This window comes from Bacteroides sp. 1_1_14, assembly GCF_000162515.1.
In the GTDB taxonomy this organism is placed as follows: Bacteria; Bacteroidota; Bacteroidia; order Bacteroidales; family Bacteroidaceae; genus Bacteroides; species Bacteroides thetaiotaomicron.
In genome coordinates this window covers 336,306-360,635 of the sequence record NZ_GG774705.1, presented here as the reverse complement: position 1 = coordinate 360,635, position 24,330 = coordinate 336,306, and the positions used below count along the sequence as shown (strand labels likewise).

At 42.0% G+C, this 24,330-nt stretch carries 19 protein-coding genes and 3 pseudogenes; 8 read left to right on the top strand and 14 right to left on the bottom strand.

The features are described from left to right. Positions 1-2: 2 nt before the first annotated feature. The 4 genes from HMPREF9007_RS13500 to ileS form a co-directional block, all read right to left on the bottom strand. A complete protein-coding gene (locus tag HMPREF9007_RS13500; RefSeq protein ID WP_008761497.1) occupies positions 3-1,085 on the bottom strand; it encodes a DUF4296 domain-containing protein in 1,083 nt (360 codons plus the stop codon). Next, a complete protein-coding gene (locus tag HMPREF9007_RS13505) occupies positions 1,075-1,731 on the bottom strand; it encodes a lipoprotein signal peptidase (RefSeq protein ID WP_008761496.1) in 657 nt (218 codons plus the stop codon). The genes HMPREF9007_RS13500 and HMPREF9007_RS13505 overlap by 11 nt, the downstream gene beginning before the upstream one ends. 97 nt (positions 1,732-1,828) lie before the next feature. Next, positions 1,829-2,209: a TraR/DksA C4-type zinc finger protein gene (locus HMPREF9007_RS13510; RefSeq protein ID WP_005931903.1), complete on the bottom strand. Its 381-nt coding sequence runs from the start codon at positions 2,207-2,209 to the stop codon at positions 1,829-1,831. Positions 2,210-2,245: 36 nt separating this feature from the next. After that, positions 2,246-5,734, bottom strand: coding sequence for an isoleucine--tRNA ligase (gene ileS / locus HMPREF9007_RS13515; protein ID WP_008761495.1), 3,489 nt, complete (start codon positions 5,732-5,734; stop codon positions 2,246-2,248). Positions 5,735-5,938: 204 nt separating this feature from the next. On the opposite strand from ileS, the gene HMPREF9007_RS13520 reads away from it, so the two are divergent. After that, positions 5,939-6,991 carry a DUF2776 domain-containing protein gene (locus HMPREF9007_RS13520; RefSeq protein ID WP_008761494.1) on the top strand — a complete coding sequence of 351 codons (1,053 nt, stop codon included), beginning with the start codon at positions 5,939-5,941 and terminating at the stop codon, positions 6,989-6,991. 111 nt (positions 6,992-7,102) lie between these two features. Here the strand turns inward: HMPREF9007_RS13520 and HMPREF9007_RS13525 are convergent, their stop codons facing one another. From HMPREF9007_RS13525 to HMPREF9007_RS13545, 5 genes and pseudogenes are all read right to left on the bottom strand, one after another. Next, on the bottom strand, positions 7,103-8,641 hold the full coding sequence (locus HMPREF9007_RS13525) for a carbon-nitrogen hydrolase family protein (protein WP_008761493.1): 1,539 nt from the start codon (positions 8,639-8,641) through the stop codon (positions 7,103-7,105). Between the two features lie 256 nt (positions 8,642-8,897). Next, positions 8,898-10,352 carry a D-xylose transporter XylE gene (gene xylE / locus HMPREF9007_RS13530; protein WP_008761492.1) on the bottom strand — a complete coding sequence of 485 codons (1,455 nt, stop codon included), beginning with the start codon at positions 10,350-10,352 and terminating at the stop codon, positions 8,898-8,900. Positions 10,353-10,454: 102 nt separating this feature from the next. Beyond that, positions 10,455-11,771 (bottom strand): xylose isomerase, encoded by a 1,317-nt coding sequence (gene xylA / locus HMPREF9007_RS13535; protein WP_008761491.1) that lies wholly within the window; start codon positions 11,769-11,771, stop codon positions 10,455-10,457. A 12-nt stretch (positions 11,772-11,783) separates the two neighbouring features. Beyond that, the gene (locus HMPREF9007_RS13540) at positions 11,784-13,277 is read right to left on the bottom strand and encodes an FGGY-family carbohydrate kinase (protein ID WP_008761490.1); all 1,494 of its coding nucleotides are present in this window, start codon (positions 13,275-13,277) and stop codon (positions 11,784-11,786) included. A 67-nt stretch (positions 13,278-13,344) separates the two neighbouring features. After that, a pseudogene (locus HMPREF9007_RS13545) lies at positions 13,345-14,075 on the bottom strand (NUDIX domain-containing protein). A gap of 340 nt (positions 14,076-14,415) precedes the next feature. Here HMPREF9007_RS13545 and thiD point away from each other — a divergent pair. The 4 genes and pseudogenes from thiD to sucD all read left to right on the top strand — a co-directional run bounded on the left by thiD (position 14,416) and on the right by sucD (position 18,410). Beyond that, positions 14,416-15,252 (top strand): bifunctional hydroxymethylpyrimidine kinase/phosphomethylpyrimidine kinase, encoded by an 837-nt coding sequence (thiD, locus tag HMPREF9007_RS13550; RefSeq protein ID WP_008761489.1) that lies wholly within the window; start codon positions 14,416-14,418, stop codon positions 15,250-15,252. Positions 15,253-15,302: 50 nt separating this feature from the next. Further along, positions 15,303-16,190, top strand: coding sequence for an ACP S-malonyltransferase (fabD, locus tag HMPREF9007_RS13555; RefSeq protein ID WP_008761488.1), 888 nt, complete (start codon positions 15,303-15,305; stop codon positions 16,188-16,190). Between the two features lie 198 nt (positions 16,191-16,388). Continuing rightward, positions 16,389-17,520, top strand: a pseudogene (gene sucC, locus HMPREF9007_RS13560) (ADP-forming succinate--CoA ligase subunit beta). Positions 17,521-17,549: 29 nt separating this feature from the next. Beyond that, complete coding sequence (gene sucD, locus HMPREF9007_RS13565) at positions 17,550-18,410, top strand: succinate--CoA ligase subunit alpha (RefSeq protein ID WP_008761487.1); 861 nt, start codon at positions 17,550-17,552, stop codon at positions 18,408-18,410. Positions 18,411-18,512: 102 nt separating this feature from the next. Here sucD and HMPREF9007_RS13570 read toward each other — a convergent pair whose 3' ends face one another. Further along, on the bottom strand, positions 18,513-19,235 hold the full coding sequence (locus HMPREF9007_RS13570) for a DUF4396 domain-containing protein (RefSeq protein WP_008761486.1): 723 nt from the start codon (positions 19,233-19,235) through the stop codon (positions 18,513-18,515). A 138-nt stretch (positions 19,236-19,373) separates the two neighbouring features. Between HMPREF9007_RS13570 and HMPREF9007_RS27145 the strand changes: the two genes are divergently transcribed. Continuing rightward, positions 19,374-19,547 (top strand): hypothetical protein, encoded by a 174-nt coding sequence (locus HMPREF9007_RS27145; RefSeq protein ID WP_008761485.1) that lies wholly within the window; start codon positions 19,374-19,376, stop codon positions 19,545-19,547. 75 nt (positions 19,548-19,622) lie between these two features. Here HMPREF9007_RS27145 and HMPREF9007_RS13575 read toward each other — a convergent pair whose 3' ends face one another. From HMPREF9007_RS13575 to HMPREF9007_RS13585, 3 genes and pseudogenes are all read right to left on the bottom strand, one after another. Next, entirely contained in the window at positions 19,623-21,125 is a 1,503-nt protein-coding gene (locus HMPREF9007_RS13575) for a glutamine synthetase family protein (protein ID WP_008761484.1), read from the bottom strand. 179 nt (positions 21,126-21,304) lie between these two features. Next, complete coding sequence (locus tag HMPREF9007_RS13580) at positions 21,305-21,550, bottom strand: RNA-binding protein (protein WP_008761483.1); 246 nt, start codon at positions 21,548-21,550, stop codon at positions 21,305-21,307. Positions 21,551-21,966: 416 nt separating this feature from the next. Beyond that, positions 21,967-22,282, bottom strand: a pseudogene (locus tag HMPREF9007_RS13585) (DUF6268 family outer membrane beta-barrel protein). Between the two features lie 139 nt (positions 22,283-22,421). On the opposite strand from HMPREF9007_RS13585, the gene HMPREF9007_RS13590 reads away from it, so the two are divergent. Together HMPREF9007_RS13590 and HMPREF9007_RS13595 are read left to right on the top strand one after the other, a co-directional pair. Continuing rightward, a complete protein-coding gene (locus HMPREF9007_RS13590) occupies positions 22,422-23,144 on the top strand; it encodes a DUF169 domain-containing protein (RefSeq protein ID WP_008761481.1) in 723 nt (240 codons plus the stop codon). A gap of 4 nt (positions 23,145-23,148) precedes the next feature. Continuing rightward, positions 23,149-23,655 carry a GNAT family N-acetyltransferase gene (locus HMPREF9007_RS13595; RefSeq protein ID WP_008761480.1) on the top strand — a complete coding sequence of 169 codons (507 nt, stop codon included), beginning with the start codon at positions 23,149-23,151 and terminating at the stop codon, positions 23,653-23,655. A gap of 124 nt (positions 23,656-23,779) precedes the next feature. Here the strand turns inward: HMPREF9007_RS13595 and HMPREF9007_RS13600 are convergent, their stop codons facing one another. After that, entirely contained in the window at positions 23,780-24,103 is a 324-nt protein-coding gene (locus HMPREF9007_RS13600; protein WP_008761479.1) for a hypothetical protein, read from the bottom strand. Positions 24,104-24,330: the final 227 nt, after the last annotated feature.

Genomic DNA, 24,330 nt, shown 5'->3' with positions numbered 1-24,330 from the left:
TATTAACGGGAAGATGACTGACGTCTTTGCTGATTTCTACGCTGATTCAATTGCCGTTCCTTTCTTTGCTCAATCTTCTCCTGCTGGATATGTTGCTCTACTTCAATCTGTTCCGGCTTCTTTTCAGGAGTCACCGTACGACGGCGGTTCATTTCTTCCGGTGATATACGTTGATTATCCTTCAGTTCATCAACTTTTTGCAAAGAGTCTTTCGAAATCTTAGTATCCTTTTGATCAGATACTTTCTTTAAAGAATCTGTCTTCAGAGCTTCCAACTGATTAATCGAATCACGTTCGGCTACAGAAAGCGAGTCTGAACAATGATAACGGGTTAAAGAAAAACGATCAGCCAGTAATGCGCCGGCTTTCTCTCCCCGTACTCCCGGGTAATAGATAAAACCTTTTATTTCCTTCATCACACCCAATGTATCTGCAGACAAACGTAACTGGTACACACCCGGATCAGTGATTGTTTCCAGGCGATTTAATGTATCCTTTTCATATATAACCTGCATGGCCATCGTAACAGCTCTCAAAGAATCGGCTAGCATTGGTTCGAGGAAACGATAACGTACTTCCCAAACTAATGTATCACGATCTTTATAATTAGTATCGGCAGGTAATACAAAGGCATACTGGTCATTCATCATCTCACCCGTCAGACGTATCAGACGTTTCCAGGGCCAGACATCAATACTATCACCCGGTTCCGACATCTTCGGTTTATTGTCACGCAAAGCTATCAGATGATTAATTTCATTCTGCTGAGCTTTCAGGCGTTTGCTCACCTTTTCATAAATTTTCGATAATACCTCCGTGTTGCGTGTGTACCACACCAAAGACGAATCGAATGTGGCTTCTGTCGTACCATATTTCTTGAAAACGGCATCGAGATACAAAGCTTTCTTATAATTTTCACTATAAGGCAGATTATCTCCCATAGACTTTGCCAGATGATAATCATACAGCAAATTCTCCATCTTCGATTCTGAGATTACATCGTCAGGTCTTTTGACTTTACAGCCTGCTATCGCAAGCGCCAACATGCAAACACAACACAGATGAAACCGAAACCTACTCTTCATGACCTAAGCTTTCCTTTTTATTTTTATCCAGTGAATGGTAAGATTCATTCAAGTACTTGCTATAGAAAAGTAGCAAAGCAATGATACCACAACTGATAGCAGCATCTGCAAAGTTAAAGATCGGGCTGAAGAATATAAAATGTTCTCCACCTACGAAAGGCATCCATGTGGGCCAGTTTGTATCGATAATCGGGAAATAGAACATATCCACTACTTTGCCATAGAACCAGGTAGAATATCCACCGCCTTCGGGCATGAAGCTGGCAATCTGTGAATGAGTACTTTCATTGAAAAAGACGCCATAGAATACACTGTCTATAATATTCCCCAAAGCTCCAGTCAGGATGAGGGCCACACAGACGATATATCCGGTCTTGAAGCCTTTTTTTATAATCTTATAGAGATAGTAGCCTATCAGCCCTACTGCTACAATACGAAAAGTGGTCAGAAACAACTTTCCAAATATTTCCATACCGAAAGCCATACCGTTGTTTTCGGTGAAATAGATATAAAACCAGTCCGTCACACGTATGCTTTCATGCCAATACATGTGAGTCTTAATCCAGATTTTAATGATCTGGTCAATAATCAGTACGGAAAAGATAACAAGCAGGGCAATTCTACCCTTCGTGAATAGTTTCTTCATTTGTTCATCATAAATTAAACATAACGAGCTACAAGTTGCCGTGCGTAAACATTGCGCAGCTACTTGTAGCTCGTCATCCGTAGCTTGTAGCTATCTATTATTTTTTACCACTGTTCTTAGCCTCGATGCTGAGTGTAGCATGAGGAACAGCACGCAAGCGTTCTGCCGGAATCAACTTTCCAGTCTCACGGCAAATGCCATACGTTTTATTCTCAATACGTACCAAAGCAGCCTGCAATCCTTGGATAAACTTCAACTGGCGCTGTGCCAGACGTGTCGTTTCTTCCTTTGAAAGCGTATTAGCTCCTTCTTCCAACACTTTATAAGTAGGAGATGTATCGTCGGTATCATTACCATCCAATCCCATCAAGCTCATCTTCAACTGATCATAATCACGTTGAGCCAACTCCAACTTCTCCATAATAATGGCACGGAATTCCTCGAGTTCCGCATCCGAATATCTAGTCTTTTCTGCCATAACTTTACTAGTTTAAAAGGTTAATCAATATTAGTATTAGTCTTTTATCACATTGACAAACAATGAGAAATCGTCAAAATTAAGTTCTGTGCCGTCTTTCACTTCATCTGCCAAATCAAGAGATGTTCCTAAAACTTGGTTACAAATATAATCTTTATTTTCTTTCACCGCATCATCTGTTTGCGTATTTTTGGAGATTGTGATCTTTATTTTGTCCGTAATCTCGAAGCCACTGGACTTACGTATATTCTGAATACGATTCACCAATTCACGGGCAATACCTTCACGACGCAGTTCTTCGGTAACAGTAACTTCAAGAGCTACAGTCAGTTTACCTTCGTTGGCAACCAGCCATCCAGGGATATCTTCGCTGAAGATCTCAACATCTGCCGCTTCGATCACAGCTTCCGCTCCATCCAGATTCAACGCATACTTTCCGTTCTTTTCAAGTTCGGCTATCGCTTCCTGAGACATTTCCGCTACAGCAGCAGCCACAGCCTTCATCTGTTTGCCGAATTTCGGGCCTAACTTCTTAAAGTCACATTTCACCTTCTTCACCAATACGCCGGCATCACCATCCACAAACTTGATATCCTTCACATTCACCTCGTTCATGATCAATGCTTTCACAGCTTCGATGTGCGCTTTCTGCTCTTCATCCACTACCGGAATCATGATACACTGAAGCGGCTGGCGAACTTTGATGTTCACTTTACGACGTAATGCCAATACCATTGAAGTTACGTCCTGTGCCATTTGCATACGGGCTTCCAGTTCCTTGTCTATCATTTCTTCCTGATACTTCGGGAATTCAGCCAAATGGATAGAAACCACATTATCACGTCCTGTAGCAGTGATCAAGTCTATGTACAGACGATCCGCATAGAACGGAGAAATAGGCGCCATCAGTTTCGCAACTGTCTCAAGGCAGGTATACAATGTCTGATAAGCAGACAGTTTATCCTGAGTAAATTCACCACCCCAGAAACGTTTACGGTTCAGACGAACATACCAGTTGGACAGATTGTCATTGACAAAGTCGGAGATCAAACGTCCTGCCTTAGTCGGTTCATATTCATTATAGCAAGTATCTACTTCCTTGATTAAGGTGTTCAATACTGACAAAATCCAACGGTCTATTTCCGGACGTTCTGCCATCGGAACATCTGCTTCTTTATATTCAAATCCGTCTACATTGGCATACAGCGCAAAGAACGAATATGTATTATATAAGGTACCGAAGAACTTACGGCGAACTTCTTCGATTCCTTCAACGTCGAATTTCAAATTATCCCATGGAGATGAGTTAGTAATCATGTACCAACGCAACGGATCAGAACCATACTTCTCAATCGTAGTAAACGGATCGACAGCATTGTTAAGACGCTTGGACATCTTATTACCGTTCTTGTCAAGCACCAGTCCATTAGAGATCACGGCTTTATACGACACACTATCAAATACCATAGTAGCGATAGCATGCAGTGTAAAGAACCATCCGCGTGTCTGATCCACACCTTCCGCGATAAAGTCAGCCGGATATACTTCACGGTTATCCAGAATATCTTTATTCTCGAATGGATAATGAATCTGCGCATAAGGCATAGCACCGGAATCAAACCAGACATCAATCAGGTCAGATTCGCGCTTCATCGGCTGGCCGTCTTCCGATACCAGAATGACATCATCTACATATGGACGATGAAGATCTATCTTATCATAATTTTCTTCGGTATATTCACCAGGTACAAAACCTTTATCCTTGTACGGATTGGATTTCATAAATCCGGCAGCTACCGATTTTTCGATTTCATTATAAAGTTCTTCTACGGATTCGATACATATTTCGCTCGTTCCATCTTCTGTACGCCAGATAGGCAGTGGAGTACCCCAATAACGGGAACGGCTTAAGTTCCAGTCATTCAGATTTTCCAGCCATTTGCCGAAACGACCCGTTCCGGTAGACTCCGGTTTCCAGTTGATCGTCTTGTTCAGCTCCATCATACGTTCCTTGCAGGCTGTAGATCGGATAAACCAGCTATCCAACGGATAATAAAGTACCGGCTTGTCTGTACGCCAGCAATGAGGGTAGTTGTGTACATGCTTTTCGATTTTGAAAGCCTGATTGTTTGCTTTCATCATCATACAAAGAGCGACGTCCAAAGATTCGGCAGCCTGTGCTGCTTTCTCGTCATATTTGCCGTCTACCATAAACTGCGGATCATAGGCATTCTTTACCCATGCACCCTGATATTCTTTGTATTTATTTACATCCACACATTCTTTCACGAAGTTTTCATCCAGTTCGTCCAGTACATAGAACTTACCGGTAAGGTCTACCATCGGACGGGTTTCGCCCTTCTTGCTAATCATGAAAAGTGATGGTATACCTGCCGCACGAGCCACGTTCGCATCATCCGCACCAAACGTCGGTGCAATGTGAACGATACCTGTACCGTCTTCTGTCGTTACATAATCACCCGGGATTACACGGAAGCCTTTATCACTTACTTTCCAGCTACCGTCTTCCGATACTTCAACCGGTTTCACCCAAGGAATCAGTTGCTCATATTCCATACCAATAAGGTCAGCACCTTTGTATTCGGCAATTACTTTGAACGGTACGAGCTTATCTCCTGCCTTATAATCTTCCAGTTTCAGATCAGCAGCTTTCGGATTGAAATGAGTATTTAATAAAGCCTTAGCCAGAACAACTGTTATAGGTTCTCCTGTATAAGCATTATATGTCTGAACTGCAACATAATCAATCTTTGGTCCTACACAAAGCGCTGTGTTTGAAGGCAATGTCCAGGGAGTTGTTGTCCAAGCAATAAAGTAAGGAGTTCCCCACTCTGCCATTTCCGGTTTCGGATTCTTCATCTTAAACTGGGCAACAGCTGTCGTATCCTTTACGTCACGATAACAGCCCGGTTGGTTCAGCTCATGAGAACTCAGTCCTGTTCCGGCAGCAGGAGAATATGGTTGGATTGTGTATCCTTTATACAGCAAGCCTTTCTTATGTAGTTGCTTCAGCAGCCACCACAATGTTTCGATATAACGATTGTCATACGTGATATAAGGATGCTTCATATCCACCCAATATCCCATCTGATGAGTCAGGTCTTCCCATTCCTTGGTATATTTCATCACGTCCTTACGGCAAGCAGCGTTATAATCTGCTACAGAGATTTTCTTACCAATATCCTCTTTTGTGATACCTAATGCTTTTTCTACACTTAGTTCCACAGGCAGTCCGTGGGTATCCCATCCGGCTTTACGCTTTACCTGGTAACCTTTCATTGTTTTGTAACGACAGAAAATGTCCTTAATGGTACGAGCCATTACATGGTGAATACCCGGCATACCATTAGCCGAGGGAGGTCCTTCGAAAAACACAAACGAAGGGCAGCCATCACGTTCTGTCATACTCTTGGCGAAAACCTGGTTTTCGTCCCACTTCTTCAACACATCTTTGTTCACCTGTGAAAGGTCAAACTGCGAATATTCAGTAAATCTCTTACCCATAGCTATATCTACGATTTTACTATTTACAATTTGAGGGGTATCCCCATTTTTAAGGGTGCAAATTTACAAAAACATTTGTTTAGTTGAGCAAAAAGCAAGGACTTTTAATTGGAATCATGTGAAGTTATCGTTTATAAATGGATGTTACATTAAACAAAACCGATATCTCCTTGTTTTAGTGGGAAAATAAAAAGCACTTAAGTTATGAATTACGGTATTAGTATTTTATTCAGAGCAATCCCTTTGGCGATGGCGGTCTTTTGCTTCGGATACGGAGCATTCATTTACGGTTATGGTGATGCGGGAAACCGTCTGGTGGCAGGTCCTGTTGTATTTTCACTAGGTATGATATGCATTGCGCTGTTCTGTACGGCAGCCACAATAATACGGCAAATCATACATACCTATAATGAAGCGACAAAATACGTTTTACCTGTTGTGGGCTATCTGGCAGCTATCATAACAATTATCGGAGGTATATGCATTTTCAATAGTGCTACCACTACTTCAGCCTTCGTCGCAGGACATGTCATAACCGGTGTAGGATTTATCACAGCCTGTGTAGCCACCGCCGCTACCTCTTCCACCCGATTTTCTTTGATTCCGGCCAATGCCAAAGCTACCGGAAATGAAGTGCCGGAAGGAGCGTTCTCTATTGCCCAAAGACGGGCAATGATCTTTCTCGCAATCGTTATTTCCTGTATCGCATGGATATGGGCGTTCGTCCTGTTAAGCAACAGTCATTCCCATCCTGCTTATTTTGTAGCAGGGCATGTGATGGTAGGGCTCGCATGTATTTGTACCAGTCTGATTGCATTAGTAGCAACCATAGCCCGTCAGGTCCGGAACGACTATTCGGAAAGAGAACGTAACAAATGGCCGAAACTGGTTTTACTCATGGGATCAATCTCCTTTGTATGGGGCATATTCGTCATCCTTGCCGACTCTGGAAGTGCAAACGGCACTACCGGATACATCATGCTTGGCCTTGGCCTGGTATGTTACAGCATTTCCAGCAAGGTGATTCTGCTCGCTAAGATATGGAGACGGGAGTTCAAGCTGGCTAACCGAATCCCTATGATTCCGGTACTGACAGCATTAACATGTCTATTTCTGGCTGCCTTTGTATTCGAGCTTGCTACCGTAAACACTGATTATTTTATTCCGGCACGGGTTTTAGTAGGATTGGGAGCTATTTGCTTCACACTGTTTTCTATCGTCAGCATCCTCGAAAGCGGTACTTCCGGAAAGGGTTAAAAAACATTCCTTTTATTGGTTTTAAACCAAAGCCCTCTTGGTTTAAAAGGAAAGCCTCGTTGGTTTTAAACCAACGGGGTCTTGGTTTGAAACCAACCAAACAGTCTCCTTTTACTTCTTCAGCCGCACTTCATATACATCATTTCTACGATCCTTCAGATTGCGCACACTACCGTAAGTATGGAGTGCATTCAATAAATCCAGATCGACATCCGAAACCAGAATCATTTCCGTATTCGGAGTGGCTTCCGCCCGTTTTCCATCAGTCGGAAAAGCAAAATCACATGGAGTGAATACTCCCGACTGTGCATATTGAATATCCATATTATGAACACGGGGAAGATTTCCTACACAGCCTGCTATGACTACAAAGCATTCATTTTCAATCGCACGTGCCTGGGCACAGACACGAACACGGGAGTAAGCATTCTGTGTATCAGTCAGGAAAGGTACAAATAAGATTTGCATTCCCTGATCCGCCATCAAACGGGAAAGTTCCGGAAATTCCACATCATAACAAATCAGCACTCCGACCTTCGCACAATCTGTATCGAAAGTTTGCAACAGTTTGCCACCACTCAATCCCCAACTCTTGATTTCATCCGGAGTAACGTGCATTTTTTCATACATCTCATAAGTTCCGTCACGTCTGCAAAGGAAGCCTACATTATACAGTAAACCATCTTCCTTTACATACGGCATACTTCCTGTGATAATATTGATATTATAACTGATTGCCAGATTTATAAAACGGTCTCTGATCTCATCGGTATACTTTGCCAATCCACGAATAGCCTGTGATTCTCCTTTATCATTAAACTTCGACATCAAAGGAGCGTTGAAATATTCCGGAAAAAGAACAAAATCACTTTTATAATCTGATACAGCATCTACAAAAAACTCCACTTGTTCGAAGAGGTCGTCCAATGTCTTGTAACTACGCATCTGCCACTGTACCAGTCCCACACGGACAGTCGTCTTTGGGTTGATATATTCCTGTGTAGGCGGCTGATAATAAATATTATCCCACTGCAACAAACAGGCATAATGCTTGGATTCCTCATCATTCGGCAAATAATTGGTCATTACCTTACGAACATGGAAATCATTCGATAATTGGAAGGTAAGAACCGGATCATAAATTTCACGCTGGCGTACCCGTGCGATATATTCTTTCGGGCGCATCTTGTCGGCATATTTATGATAATTCGGAATACGACCACCGAACATGATAGCTTTCAAATTCAATGTTTCGCAGAGCTCCTTGCGATATTCATACATACGACGAGCCAAACGCAAACCACGGTATCCCGGATGAATAAACACCTCAATACCGTACAGGATGTTTCCTTCCGGATTATGAGTGTTGAATGTTTCCTTACCCGTAACTTGTGCATACGTATGGTCGTTCTTTACCTTGTCATAGTCAACGATAATAGAAAGAGCACAACCTACGATCTTGTCGTCAACAACTGTAACAATCTGCCCCTCCGGAAAAATACTTATTAATTTCTTTATCTGGGCATGAGTCCAAAATACATCGCTACCATCAGAATAAACACGGGTAAACGATTGGGATAACTGTGCATAGTCTTCAATTTGAAGATTACGTATCTGTACTTTATTAATTTTAATTGGATGTTGTTCCATAACAATACATGTTTTATAAAAAGACAGTGCAAAGGTACAGCTAATCCTCGTACATTGTACTTTCATCACAAGAAAAAGGCACTTTTAAAATAGTGTCACTATCCGGTGAGGATGGTGTCACTATATCATACACATAGTGACACTATATGCATAGGATAGTGACACTATTTTTTCCACATAAAAAAGGTGACCTTTCTGAGAAACTGATCTCAAAGGGCCACCTTCCTTAATCAAACAATCACTAACCTAATATATCTTATTTGTTTTTCTTCCAAAGCTTACTCATGTCCTCCAGCGTCTTCCCTTTAGTCTCGGGTACCCAACGCCAGACAAAGATAGCGGCAGCGACACAGATTATTCCGTATAAGCTATACGCAAACATCGGACTGAAGTCATACAATGCCGGGAAAGTAGAAGATACGATGTAGTTGAATATCCATTGGAAAGCCACTGCAATAGCAACTGCTTTACCACGAATAGTATTCGGGAAAATTTCTGAAATCAATACCCAGCAAATCGGTCCCCATGACATCATGAAGAAAGCAGCGTATACGATGATGGAAAGTACCGGAAGGACACCTTTGATTGCCATGCTATCACACATTGCCACTGCAAATGCTCCTACAGCCATACCAATAGATCCGATAATCAGCAATGGTTTACGACCAAAGCGGTCTACCGTAAAGATAGCAACCAGCGTAAAGATAATGTTTACAATACCCATAATCACTGTCTGCATCATACCACCACCTTCGGCACCTGCATTTTCGAAAATACGCGGAGCATAGTAAAGTACTGCATTAATACCGATCGCCTGCTGGAATACGGACAGTAGGATACCGATCACAATCACTGTTACTCCATAAGTAAAGAGTTTTTCTGTTTTTTCCTGTGCAGTAGCCTTAATATCATTAAGAATTTCCTTAGCTTTATTCTTACCATTGATTTTCTCTAAAATAGAATAAGCCTTTTCTTCCTGCTGTACAAGAACTAGATAACGGGGAGTCTTAGGTACAAAGAACAAAAGCATACCAAACAAAGCAGCCGGGAAAGCTTCCGAACCAAACATATAACGCCACCCTTCCTGAACTGTCCACATATCGGACTCAGCACTTACTGACAGTACACCAGCGGCATCTTTCAGAATAATCGGATTCTGATGGTCACCCATAATCAGATAATTCACAAAGTACACAACCAACATACCAAAGATAATGGCAAACTGGTTGCACGAAACAAGGGTTCCACGAATATTGGAGGGAGCAATTTCAGCAATATACATCGGACATACCGCTGAAGCCAGTCCTACTCCGATACCTCCCAGAACACGATACAGATTGAATGCTATCAACAAATCCATATTCGGTTTTCCGTATTCGAAGAAAAGAACTTCCGGATAATAAGAGCCGAGTGCCGAGAGGAAAAATAACACAGCAGCAAGCCGCAATGAGTTACGACGTCCCAAACGCGAAGCAAAGATACCGGACAGAGCACCGCCAAGTACACAGCCAATTAATGCACTGGAAGAAGTAATGCCATGCATTACTTTATTATACTGAAAATCGGAAGCGGACAGAAAGAAGGCTTCGAGCCCTTTTTCCGCGCCGGATATAACCGCCGTATCATAACCGAAGAGCAAACCGCCCAAAATAGCAACAGAAGTAATCGAATACAAGTAGAGTTTACTTCCTTCGTTCGTTGTATTATTCATAGTTTTAAAAAGTGGATAAAGTAGTGTAGTAGTTGGATTAGAAAAAGTCAGGCGATAAAGCAGCAGCACTACCGCTGCTTTACCGCCTGTTTTAAATATTAATTAGCAATACATATTCAGAATTGCCTCATAAAGTTCTTGCTTGCCGCTAGTCTGTTTCGGTTCGCCTTTTGTTTTTGCATAAGCAACCACATCCTCCAGAGTCAGCTTGCCGTCTTCAAATTCTTTACCTTTGCCGCCATCGAATGAAGCATAACGGTCAGCCAGCATCTTCTTATAGGGAGATTCGTTAAGCAGAGCCGCTGCACTTTCGAGTGCACGGGCCATAGCGTCCATACCTGCAATGTGAGCGATAAAGATATCTTCCAGATCAGTAGAATTACGACGGGTTTTAGCATCAAAGTTCGTACCACCGGTACCGAGACCACCATTACGGATAATCTGCATCATAGCCTGAGTCAGTTCATAATTGTCGATCGGGAATTGGTCTGTATCCCAGCCATTCTGATAGTCACCACGATTGGCGTCAATTGAGCCCAACATACCATTGTCCACAGCAACAGCCAATTCGTGTTCGAAAGTGTGACCCGCCAAAGTTGCATGATTCACTTCGATATTTACTTTGAAATCCTTATCCAGACCATGAGCTTTGAGGAAGCCGATTACAGTTTCCGTATCTACGTCATATTGATGTTTAGTCGGTTCCATCGGTTTCGGTTCGATCAGGAAAGTACCTTTGAAACCACGGGCACGGGCATAGTCACGAGCAATCGTCAACATCTGTGCAAGGTGTTCTTTTTCACGTTTCTGATCTGTGTTCAGAAGAGACATATAGCCTTCACGACCACCCCAGAATACATAATTCTCTCCGCCAAGCTCAATCGTTGCATCAATCGCATTCTTAATCTGAACAGCAGCACGAGCTACTACATCGAAGTCAGGATTGGTAGCTGCACCATTCATATAACGGGCATGACCGAATACATTAGCAGTACCCCACAGTAGTTTGATACCGGTTTCTGCCTGTTTCTGTTTTGCATAAGCTACGATTTCTTTCAGGTTAGCTTCGTACTCTTCTACGCTGGTACCTTCCGAAACCAAGTCTACATCATGGAAGCAATAGTATTCGATACCCATCTTCTGCATGAATTCAAATCCTGCATCCATCTTATCTTTTGCCGCCTGTATAGCATCTGCATTACTATTCCATGGGAATTGCTTTGTTCCGCCACCGAATTGGTCACCACCTTCAGCGCACAATGTGTGCCACCATGCCATTGCGAATCTCAGCCAATCCTTCATCTTTTTACCATTAATCACCTTCTCTGCATCGTAATAACGGAATGCCATCGGGTTCTTACTATCTTTACCTTCAAATTTAATCTTTTCAATTCCCGGAAAAAATTCTTTTGTTGCCATAATTCTTGTTATTTAAAAAGTTATTATATCGTTATTTATATTATATTTCCATCTGGCGTATGCGTCAGCGTATTCCTGACGTTTAGCTATATTCGGTTCGATAACATCCAGTTTATCAAGAGTTGCAAATGCCTCATTATGATCTTTATAAATGCCTGCACCGATACCCGCGCCCTTCGCTGCTCCTACAGAGCCGTCCGTATCATAAAGTTCGATAGTAGCTCCGGTCACTCCTGCCAATGTATCACGGAAGATGGAGCTAAGGAACATATTTGCATGTCCGGCATGAATCTTTTTGACCGGAATTCCCATTTGTTCCATGATGTCAATACCGTATTTAAAAGAAAATACAATTCCTTCCTGTGCAGCACGAATAATATGATGTTTGTCATGTGCATTGAAGTCTATCCCCCGAATGCTGCAACCTATCTCCTTATTATTCAGCATACGTTCCGCACCATTACCAAAAGGCAGGATGCTGATACCTGCGCTCCCGATCGGCGCCTTGGAAGCCAACACATTCATTTCATTGTACGAGATACCTTCGGGAGCTATATTTCTTTTTACCCATGAATTGAGAATCCCTGTTCCGTTGATGCAAAGTAACACTCCCAGACGCGTCTGTTCCGCCGTATGATTCACGTGCGCAAAGGTGTTGACACGGGATTGAGGATCATAATTCACTTCACCATTCACACCATAGACAACTCCCGATGTTCCTGCCGTAGAAGCGATCTCCCCCGGATTAAACACATTCAAAGAAAGCGCATTGTTTGGCTGGTCACCGGCACGGTAAGTAATCGGTGTTCCTTCCTTCAATCCCAGTTCTTTCGCAGCAACTGCATTCACATGCCCTTGTTCTGCAAAAGTCGGTTTGATATCCGCAATAAGTGAAGAGTCGAAGCCATAGTAATCCATCAGGAAATCGGCTATACGATTATTTTTGAAGTCCCAGAACATTCCTTCCGAAAGACCGGAAACAGTTGTGCAGATATCTCCGCTTAACTTCATGGCAATATAATCCCCTGGAAGCATGATCTTATATATCTGCTCATAGACAGCCGGTTCATTTTGTTTGATCCAAGCCAGTTTAGACGCTGTAAAGTTACCGGGCGAGTTCAGCAAATGAGAAAGGCATCTCTCCTCTCCGATTGTTTCAAATGCTTGCTGCCCAAAAGGTACCGCACGAGAATCACACCAGATAATAGCAGGACGTAATACTTGCTGATTCTTATCTACACATACCAGTCCGTGCATTTGATAGGAAATACCGATAGCTTTAATCTCAGCAGCACTCACTCCTGACTCCGCCATAATAACTTGCGTGGACAACTTCAGATTTTCCCACCAACTCTCAGGATCTTGTTCTGCCCATCCGGGATTAACTGCGATTATTTTCGCTTCTGTTTTCGGAAAAAACGCTGACGATACACATTTACCTGTTTCAGCATTGACCAGACTTGCTTTAACGGACGAGCTACCTATATCATAACCTAATAGAAACATGATGATTTTTAAAATTTTGAATTATATATTTGAACAGACAGCCTGTTCACTTATTACTTATTACCTACTACCGTCTCACCTTATTATATATCTTCTTATCAAATTTATAATAACGTGCTGCACGATGAGCTACCCCCTGCTGTTTTCTTCCAAAGGAACTACATATTCCATCATCGCTATTTTCTTATGGAAATTGCGTACATCCACAGGCTTGTCATATACCAACTCAAAAAGAGTCCTCAACTGAGCAGCGGTAAATTTACGTGGAAGCAACTCAAACAGCATGGAAGGATTGAACTCCACAAACTGACGGATATAGGTCATTGCCTCTTTAATAATCAGATTATGGTCGAAAGCCAACGTCATCACATCTTTCAAGGCAATCCAACAGGCCTGATGATCATCCAGATTCTTGTCCAGTGCCCGATCTATTTTCACCATCGACAGATAAGCAATTGTCACGATACGTTCAACTTTTGACTGCATAGCCCGTTCCAGCCAACGTACATCCTTTGGATTACTGGTTCTGTTTTTAGAGCCGAATGCCTTGAATTGCATCAGGTTTACATTTCTGAGCCCCGTCAATTCATACAGTACACGTTGTGCTGCTTCATCCAAATCTTCATCCATATAGATAAGGCTACCGGGAAGTTTCATATCGTGATACACTTCACCATTATCTTCGCCCGCACGTTTTACAAGTAACACTTTGAGTTGTTCTCCGTCAAAACCAATCACTACACAGTCTACTGATATGTGATTGTTTGCCAAGGGTGCTTTTTTCTGTATACTTTGCATATCCTTTTCTTTAATACGGTGCAAATATAGAGGCGCTTTATGATTCAAACAAGAACAAACAACATGCTATAAAACATTGTTTTTCATATATATACATATCATACAATCTACAATATGAATACTTAGTGTTATCTTCTGAATTACAATATGTATTTTACCCGTTCCGGCAACGAGTAATTGTATAAAGTACAAAAAGCGGAATGACTCTTTATTATCAGCACTTTTCATATTCACTCTTTGTCTTCTCCGGCAACGGACTTATTGTATTTCAAACGATATCCCATTTTGTATCTTGCCATTTTTATTCTATCTTTGCCGGATAAATATTAAAAAATCTAAAATGGAACGTCATCCCGTCATTTTATCCATTGCCGGTTCCGATTGTTCGGGAGGAGCGGGCATTCAGGCAGATATCAAAACAATCTCGGCATTAGGAGGCTATGCGGCATCTGCTATCACCGCTGTCACTGTGCAAAACACTCTAGGGGTACGCGCCGTCCATGCAATACCACCCGAAATTGTTTGCGGACAAATCGAAGCGGTCATGGAGGACTTGCAACCTGTCGCTGTAAAAATAGGTATGGTTAACGATATTCAGATCGTTCATGTCATCGCCGACTGTATACGGAAATATTCACCGGAGCACATCATTTACGACCCGGTGATGGTATCTACCAGCGGCCGGAAGCTGATGACAGATGAAGCCATCGAAGAGATTAAGAAAGAACTTTTGCCGCTTGTTACATTGGTCACCCCCAATATCGATGAAGCAAAGGTGCTGACAGGCAACAGCATCCAAAATATACAGGATATGCTGGAAGCCGCCAAGCAACTCTCCCACAGTTATCAGACCCATATCCTGATCAAAGGCGGACATCTGGAAGGCGATCAAATGTGCGACCTCTTATATTCTCCGGATCACACCTATTATATATATGAAGAGAAAAAGATAGAAAGTAAAAACCTGCATGGGACCGGGTGTACCCTCTCCTCCGCTATTGCAAGCTATCTGGCAAAGGGATACTCGATGAAAGACTCCATCTGTCACGCTAAAGAATACATTACTCATGCCATCATTGCAGGCAAAAACCTGAATATAGGTCATGGCAACGGACCTCTGTGGCATTTTCCCGACTCCATTGCACAAATGTGTACATTTTGTGCGGTCGTATCATAAAAATCTGTAACTTTGCACCCGCATTTAAAAATCAATTAAATAATAAAGATATGAAAGCATTTGTATTTCCCGGTCAAGGTGCTCAGTTCGTAGGAATGGGTAAAGACCTGTATGAAAACTCAGCTTTAGCAAAAGAATTGTTTGAAAAAGCAAATGATATCCTCGGATATCGCATTACAGATATCATGTTCAATGGTACAGACGAAGATCTTCGTCAGACAAAGGTTACTCAACCTGCCGTATTCCTTCACTCTGTTATCTCTGCTCTTTGTATGGGCGATGATTTCAAACCGGAAATGACAGCCGGACACTCACTCGGTGAGTTCTCTGCATTGGTGGCTGCCGGTGCCCTGAGCTTTGAAGACGGATTGAAACTGGTTTATGCCCGTGCGATGGCTATGCAGAAAGCTTGCGAAGCAACTCCTTCTACGATGGCCGCTATCATTGCATTACCGGATGAAAAAGTAGAAGAAATCTGTGCATCTGTTAATGCAGAAGGTGAAGTTTGCGTACCTGCCAACTATAACTGCCCGGGACAAATCGTAATCTCCGGTTCTGTACCAGGCATCGAAAAAGCCTGTGAACTGATGAAAGCTGCCGGCGCAAAACGTGCTCTCCCATTAAAAGTAGGTGGTGCTTTCCACTCTCCGTTGATGGACCCGGCTAAAGTAGAGCTGGAAGCTGCTATCAACGCAACAAAAATTCATACTCCCAAATGTCCGGTATATCAGAATGTGGATGCACTTCCTCATACTGATCCCGCAGAAATCAAAAAGAATCTGGTTGCCCAGCTGACTGCTTCCGTACGTTGGACTCAGTCTGTTAAGAATATGGTTGCCGATGGTGCTACTGATTTTACAGAATGTGGACCAGGTGCAGTATTGCAGGGTTTGATCAAGAAAATAGATGGTACAGTAAACGCTCACGGCATTGCATAAGCATCCGTAGATATACTTTACCTTTTCTCAACGATAGAGCGTGTCGGCTAATTTGCCGACACGTTTTTTTATGCTTATTAGTAAAACATGAGACAATTAATATGCTGTAAAACACACCATTAGTATTCTCTACGAGCAAACATTCCGAATCTATCATTTGTTTTCATTATAGGAATCATTTATTCAAATTCGCGGACCATGAAAATACATGAATATCAAGCAAAAGAAATTTTCTCCAAGTATGGGATCCCTGTTGAAAGGCATACCCTATGTCGAACGGCTGCCGGTGCAGTTGCCGCATACAGGAGAATGGGCTCGGACAAAGTGGTTATTAAAGCACAAGTGCTGACCGGCGGACGGGGAAAAAGCCGGAGGTGTTAAACTGGTAGATAATACAGAAGATACCTATCAGGAAGCTAGAAACATTCTGGGTATGAGTATTAAAGGGCTTCCTGTCAATCAGATACTGGTCAGCGAGGCGGTTGATATTGCCGCAGAGTACTATGTCAGCTTTACCATTGACAGAAACACACGCTCGGTCATCCTTATGATGAGTGCGTCCGGTGGTATGGATATCGAAGAAGTGGCCCGGCAATCACCGGAAAAAATCATTCGCTATGCTATTGACCCATTCATCGGTTTGCCGGATTATCTGGCACGCCGTTTCGCATTCTCGCTCTTCCCTCACATGGAACAAGCCGGCAGAATGGCCGCTATTCTGCAAGCACTCTACAATATTTTCATGGAGAATGACGCATCACTGGTTGAAGTAAACCCATTGGCTCTTACCGCCAAAGGCATATTGATGGCTATTGACGCCAAAATTGTTTTTGACGATAATGCTCTTTACCGCCATCCGGATGTACTGAGTTTGTTTGATCCTACAGAAGAAGAAAAAGTAGAAGCGGATGCTAAAAACAAAGGATTCAGCTACGTTCACATGGATGGAAATATAGGCTGTATGGTAAATGGCGCCGGACTCGCTATGGCAACAATGGATATGATAAAACTTCATGGGGGAAACCCTGCCAACTTCCTTGATATTGGCGGTAGTTCGAACCCTGTCAAGGTGGTTGAAGCTATGAAACTTCTATTACAGGACGAGAAAGTAAAGGTCGTCCTGATAAACATTTTCGGAGGAATCACCCGTTGTGACGATGTAGCCATCGGTCTTATTCAGGCATTCGATCAGATTAAGAGTGATATACCTGTCATTGTCCGGCTCACAGGAACCAATGAGCATATCGGACGTGATCTTTTACGCAACCATAGCCGTTTTCAAATAGCTACAACTATGCAGGAAGCCGCTTTAATGGCTATCAAATCTTAAGATGAAATCACATAAAAATTGAAGGAACGATGAGTATATTAATAGATAAATCCACCCGTTTGATTGTACAAGGTATCACCGGTAGAGACGGGCTTTTTCATGCCAAGAAGATGAATGAATATGGAACGAATGTCGTTGGCGGCACTTCTCCGGGCAAAGGAGGTACGGAAGTAGACGGCATTCCGGTTTTCAATACGATGTATGAAGCTGTAGAACAGACACAGGCTAATACTTCCATCATCTTTGTGCCGGCCCGTTTTGCAGCAGATGCCATTATGGAGGCTGCGGATGCAGGCATCCGGCTAATAGTCTGTATCGCAGAAGGTATTCCGACTCTGGATGTCATCAAAGCATATCGGTTTGCCGAACAAAGAGGAGCAATGTTGGTTGGCCCCAACTGTCCGGGACTTATTTCTCCCGGAGAAAGTATGGTAGGAATCCTTCCGGGACAAGTCTTTCAGAAAGGAAATGTCGGTGTCATCAGCCGTAGCGGAACACTCACTTATGAAATAGTGTATCACTTAACGGCCAATGGTATGGGACAGTCTACTGCAATCGGCATCGGAGGAGATCCTGTGGTAGGTCTGCATTTCCTTAAGCTACTGGAAATGTTCCAGAATGATCCTGAAACGAAAGCAATTGTGTTAATCGGAGAAATCGGAGGAAACGCGGAAGAACAGGCCGCAGAATATATTCGCAGTCATGTAAATAAGCCTGTAGTAGCATTTATTGCCGGACAGTCTGCTCCTCCGGGAAAACAGATGGGCCACGCAGGAGCCATTGTTTCGGGAGGTTCCGGCTCGGCAAAAGACAAAATAGAGGCTTTAGAAGCTGCCGGTATACGAGTTGCACAAGAACCTTCGGATATTCCTAAGTTACTGAAAAGATAAACAGAACCACACGGAGAAATAAAAGCCTAAAACTCTATTTCTCCGTGTGGTTCTATTTTATGTACCAACATATCCCCGCGATGATAAAGTAATATCTGAAATTTACATTCCCTTTTTCACGCCTAACTTTATTAACAAAGCATTCATCGGATAAGCACAGAAAAATCCAAAAAGCATAGCCAGCTGCATCATAAACCAGAATATCCATGTGTCTTTAGGCAAAGGCTCATTGACAAATAAAACAAAATAAACGATTGCCATCCAGCCATACATTCCGATTTGCCAAGACAACAGAGAAAAGAAATCTGCTTTAAAAGCACGGGACAGTGCCTTTCCCGCCGATATCCTTTCCATCTCCCGTATAGCATAGAATTGAAAATAAACTCCGATGATCAACGCCAAAATAAAATCAAGTACCCAGTTTCCTATAAGCTGACTTCCTGCAACGGTTACCGGGATATAATTAGTGAACCACTCTCCTATTATATCGGCCAATGTGCAGCCTGCTCCACAATGTAAAGCCGATAAAGCCACAGACTGCCAATGAGGACGTTTCATAGACATATCTCCCATCGACATATCCATATTCATGTCTTTCATACCGGACATATCCATTTTCATTTCACCACCTCCCATCTTCATGGGAGCACCTTGTCCGAACTTATTATAAGCCCATAAAGCTAAGTAACTTCCCCACAATGCAGTTAATATCCATACTGCATTCATTATCTTCATTGATTGTGGACGATGTGTCAGATCGATTGCTATGTGAACTGCAATTCCGATACCTGAACAGACTAAAAACACGGCTAATAAATTGAGCATAATTGTATATTTAAAAAGATTTTAGACTACAACAGCCCTTATTTATAAATAGTTCATCCCGTCCATTTTTAAATTTATCCTATTGAACTATTCTCCTGGCAGTTTGTTTACAATTTTATTAATTAAATATTGAATTGTATGAGCAGACGTAGTCAATTAGAGCATGAAGTATCTGTTGCTCAGGAAAGAATCAAGAAGGCAGCCAAAGATACACCGAAAGATATCATAAAGTTATGGGAACAAGACTTGGTAGACTTGGAACTTGAACTCAATAACCTGGTAGATGATGAAGAAGATAACAATGAAGATTAAATAAAAGAGGGTGCCACCGTGTGAGTGCACCCTCTTTTATTTGTAGTATTTTTATAAGCAGAATGCTTTTATTGCTTATCCACAGTGAAAATACTTATGTACCAGTTCCAGCATTTCTTCCGGTTTGCCTTCCAGGTCGGCACGTAATGTTTTGTCCTCATAACTACGGAGCTTGCGTATAATACCGTCAATCATAGCCGGACTAAATACATTATATTGCTCGAAGACAGCACGTTGTCTTTGCAAACATTCGGCAGATGCCGCACAACTATCCGGCAATTGAGCCAATGCTTTCAGCTTATCCTCATTCTCTTTCTGATGGATGTTTACATTTACATACGTTCTCTTTGCAATGTCCAATGCCTGTTCTATCTCAAAACCATGACGGCAGGCAACAGCCAGTCCCGCAAGCAGCTGATACAAATCTGCCGAACCATCCGGAGAACGCATTTCTACCGTTTGTTTCTGGCTGGTATCAAAATGACTTTCGCTTTCCAATGGATTTGCCAAAGTACACATATCGGTCTTGGCAGCCCAGCCCAACGGCACACGCACTAATACAGAACGGTTGCGATCTCCCCAGCAAACATTGGTCGGTGCTTCCTGATGAGGAACCAAACGGAAGTAAGAAGTAGGATTGGTATTTCCGAAGGCTGTAATAGAAGGAGCAAGTTCCATCATTCCGGCGATTGCCTTACGGGCTGTTTCCGACAATACACCATCTTTCAGCATCTGATTTTGTCCGTCCTTTACAATACGCATGTGAACATGTAGACCTGACCCGGCTTTTCCAGCCGTAATCTTAGGCGCGAATGTCACATTATACCCATATCTGTATCCCAAGTTACGAATCACCCATTTGGCAATCATCAATTGATCTGCCGCATCTTCGGCACGAACAGGCAGGAACTCTATTTCATTCTGTTCATAAATCATGCCATCCAATGTAAAATTCCCAACCTCGGAATGACCATATTTTATCTGTCCACCCGTCTGAGCTATATACGACATACACTGTGTACGGAAATCGTTAAACTTAGCATACGGAGCAGATTCATGATAACCACGTTGATCTGTAGCCTGAAACATTCCTGTATCCGGCGAAATAACATAGTATTCCAGCTCACCCATCGCCTGAAACTCCATACCTGTGACATCAGTAAATGCTTTACACGCTTTATGCAAAGTATGTTCCGGAGAACTTTCCAATGGCTCTCCGTCTTTATTGAAGAAAGAACAAAGCATCGAAAGTGTCGGTATTTCTGCAAACGGATCGACAAAAGCTGTACGGAAACGAGGCACTACATACAGGTCGCTACTCCCCGCCTCTATAAAAGGAAACAGGCTGGAACCGTCCACCCGCTCTCCACAAGTAAGGATCGCATCCAAATAAGCCGCATTATTAATTACAAAATTCAATGTTTTCAGTCGCCCGTCAGCGGCAGGATACATGAAATTGACCATACGGATATTATTCTTCTGAATAAAAGAAATAATATCTGCCTTAGTAAACTCGGCGGCAGGCTTTTCCAAAGCAGCCACCAGACAGTTAGGATTCATTAAAAGTTCTTGATTCATCTTCTATCGGTTTGTTGTTAGTGAACCAAAGGTAAGAAAAAAATAACCGCAGACAATAAAAAGAGAGATAAATTCTTCGGGCTTTAAGAAATAGTCCGGCAGGATTTTCAGAAACGAAAGAAGGTGTGTTGGGATCACCAACACACCTTCTTTTTATATACTGATTGTTATTCAGTCAATTAGTTCCTCGGCAAAGCCTCTTTAACTACCATCGGACGGCCTACATATTCAGCACCGTTCAATTCTTTAATAGCGTTAGCTGCTTCTGTATCATCCGGCATTTCAATAAAAGCAAAGCCTTTTGATCTTCTTGTTTCACGATCTGTGATTAATTTAACTGAAGCAACTGCTCCATACTCTTCCATTACGTTTCTCAAGTCTGATTCCTTAACGTTATAGTTAAGATTTCCAATGTACAAATTCATAAAATACAAATATAAAAAATTAATAATTTCAATAACAAAGTTCTTTGGAAGTTCTTAATCAGAGATGGATATGCTCAATAAATGAGAAGATTCATGTGAAATAATCAAATCGAAATAAACCTTTTATTGTTTAATGATGCAAATAACGGCATTTTGCGGGAATAATACACTATGTTCCCTCCTTTTTCTTTTGCAAAATACCCTTTTTTATGAAATAAGACCAAAACTTAACGCATGGGCGTTCCTGCAAAAGTCTGTAATAAAGTCAGAAACCATATTGAATGCTTTGCGCAAACTCTATCCCAGTGATACCGGGCACCTGAATATCAAGGATATGATCAGAAATACCCCTATGACTTTTAATGCTGAATATAATGTTCGTTTCACTGACATAAGGCGATAAAGTGACTACTTTTTCAGAACTTATACTTCATTCCCATCGAAACATATACAGCCAGTTTGAAATAAGGGTCCGTATCTCTGGACATATCTTCGAAAAAGGTCTTCAGTGTACGTGTTGTGTAATAAACAATCTGGTTGCACGATAATCCTCCGGTAGCGGTTATGGCGAAAGAAGAACTAAGATTCAGTTCCAACTGTAATCCTACAATGATGTATTGCTGAGAGAACATGGCATCTTTCCCTTTCCACCAGTGCTAATGCGCCATTCATCTCTGCTACCAAACTTAGTTTCAGACATTTATTCAGATTCATTCTTGCCGATAGTTCCATCGCATTCATCATAGAAACTTTGATCTGATAGCGTCCCTCAGTGCTCCATTGCTCCGTATACCAAACGTATATTTTCGGACTTTATTCTTTGCTCCTTGCTTTTTTAGTTTAACTTTGTACGTAGATAAAATAACCAATTATGGAAATAAAAAAATTCATCGAAAACTATCGGGAAGCTTTTGGCGAATATGCTGAATTGCCTATCGTATTCTGGTACTCGGACATTCTTGAAAATGAAACGGTGAAAGTGAACGGATGCTTCTTTAAAAGCATGAGTAAAGTCAGAGAAGGTAATACCATCAGCCTGAATGCGGAAACAATTGGTTGCGGCGGCGGTAAGTTTTATACCGGATTCACCGATATGCCCGAGCACGTGCCGACGTTCGTATCTCTAAAGGAACGATATAAGCAGACACCGGAGATGGTAAAAAGCTTTATTGAGCAACTGGGAGTACCAAGGGCAGAAAAGGAATATCTGCATTTTGCCCGTATAGATAAAGTGGAAACGTTCGATCATTTGGAAGGAATCCTTTTTCTGGTCAATCCCGATATATTATCCGGACTGACCACCTGGGCTTTCTTCGATAATAATAAGGAGGATACAGTGATTTCCACTTTCGGGTCGGGATGCAGTTCTGTGGTCACACAGACGATTCTGGAGAATCGTAAAGGCGGATACAGAACATTCATCGGATTCTTTGATCCTTCTGTACGCCCTTATTTTGAGGCTGATATACTGAGTTATACCATTCCGATGTCGAGATTTAAGGTGATGTATGAGACTATGCGCAGCAGTTGCCTGTTTGACACACACGCATGGGGAAAGATTCGGGAAAGAAACCATAATAGCTACAAAGAATAAGAATATGGATTTTATACTTCGTCCCTGGAAAGAATCGGATGCCAAAACCTTAGCAAGGCATCTGAATAATAAGAAGATATGGGATAACTGCCGTGATGGGCTGCCTTTTCCATATACAGAAACAGATGCTGATACCTTCATTAAATACGCTTCGGAACAAGTGGAACAGAATGAATATTGCATCGAGGCGAATCATGAGGCAATCGGTAATATCGGATTCGTCCGCGGAACGGATGTCGAACGCTTCAATGCAGAAGTCGGTTACTGGATTTCGGAAACATACTGGAACAAGGGCCTTGCAACAGCTGCTTTGAAAAGAGCCATAGAACATTATTTTCAGCGTACAGACGTAATACGCCTATATGCTACGGTCTATGAACACAATGCCGCATCAATGCGTGTGTTGGAGAAAGCAGGATTTCAGAAAACAGGAATACATCATAAAGCTTGCTTCAAGAATGGCCAGTTCATTGATGCACATTATTATGAATTACTTAAAAATAAGTCGTAAGCCTCCTTGCTTTGTTACCATATATATTACTACCGACTATATTTTACAGAACCTAATACATCGAACGAAAGGTCCCGATTCATCACGAACCGGAACCTCTCTATGAGTTATTACTTTCGAAGTTTTACTTTATCTCTTTAACTTCTTCTCCTTTTTCATTCAGAAGTACGGTTACTTCCTGAGCGTCTTTTGTAGTAAGAATTACTTTATAAACCTTACCGGTTTCTTTTTCGGCAACATACGCTTCCTTGATGGTAGCATCTTCATAGCTTTTCGCTATTGCCTGTGTCACTGCTTCCGGCAAATCTTTCACTTCAATCTTTGTATACTCATCCTGTGGAGCTTGTGTCTGAGTTTCCACTGCCGGAGTGTTACTTACTTCCTGTGCGAATGCTACAGAACTACCTAATCCCAATACCAATGCTACTGCTACTAATAACTTTTTCATAATCGTAATTTTTTAAGTGTAAATAATAGAACTATTGTTTTTATTGTTTCTTGTACTTAATATATGGCAAAGCAGATGCCAAACGTTTCACTCTGATATACACAACTGATAATCAAATACATAAACAGCAGACGATATAAATATAACTGTGGAATTAGTGTGGAATTATGTAGAATCTGTTGATACATAATTGGGGAATTACTATTCAACACTCTTAATTTGGCAAG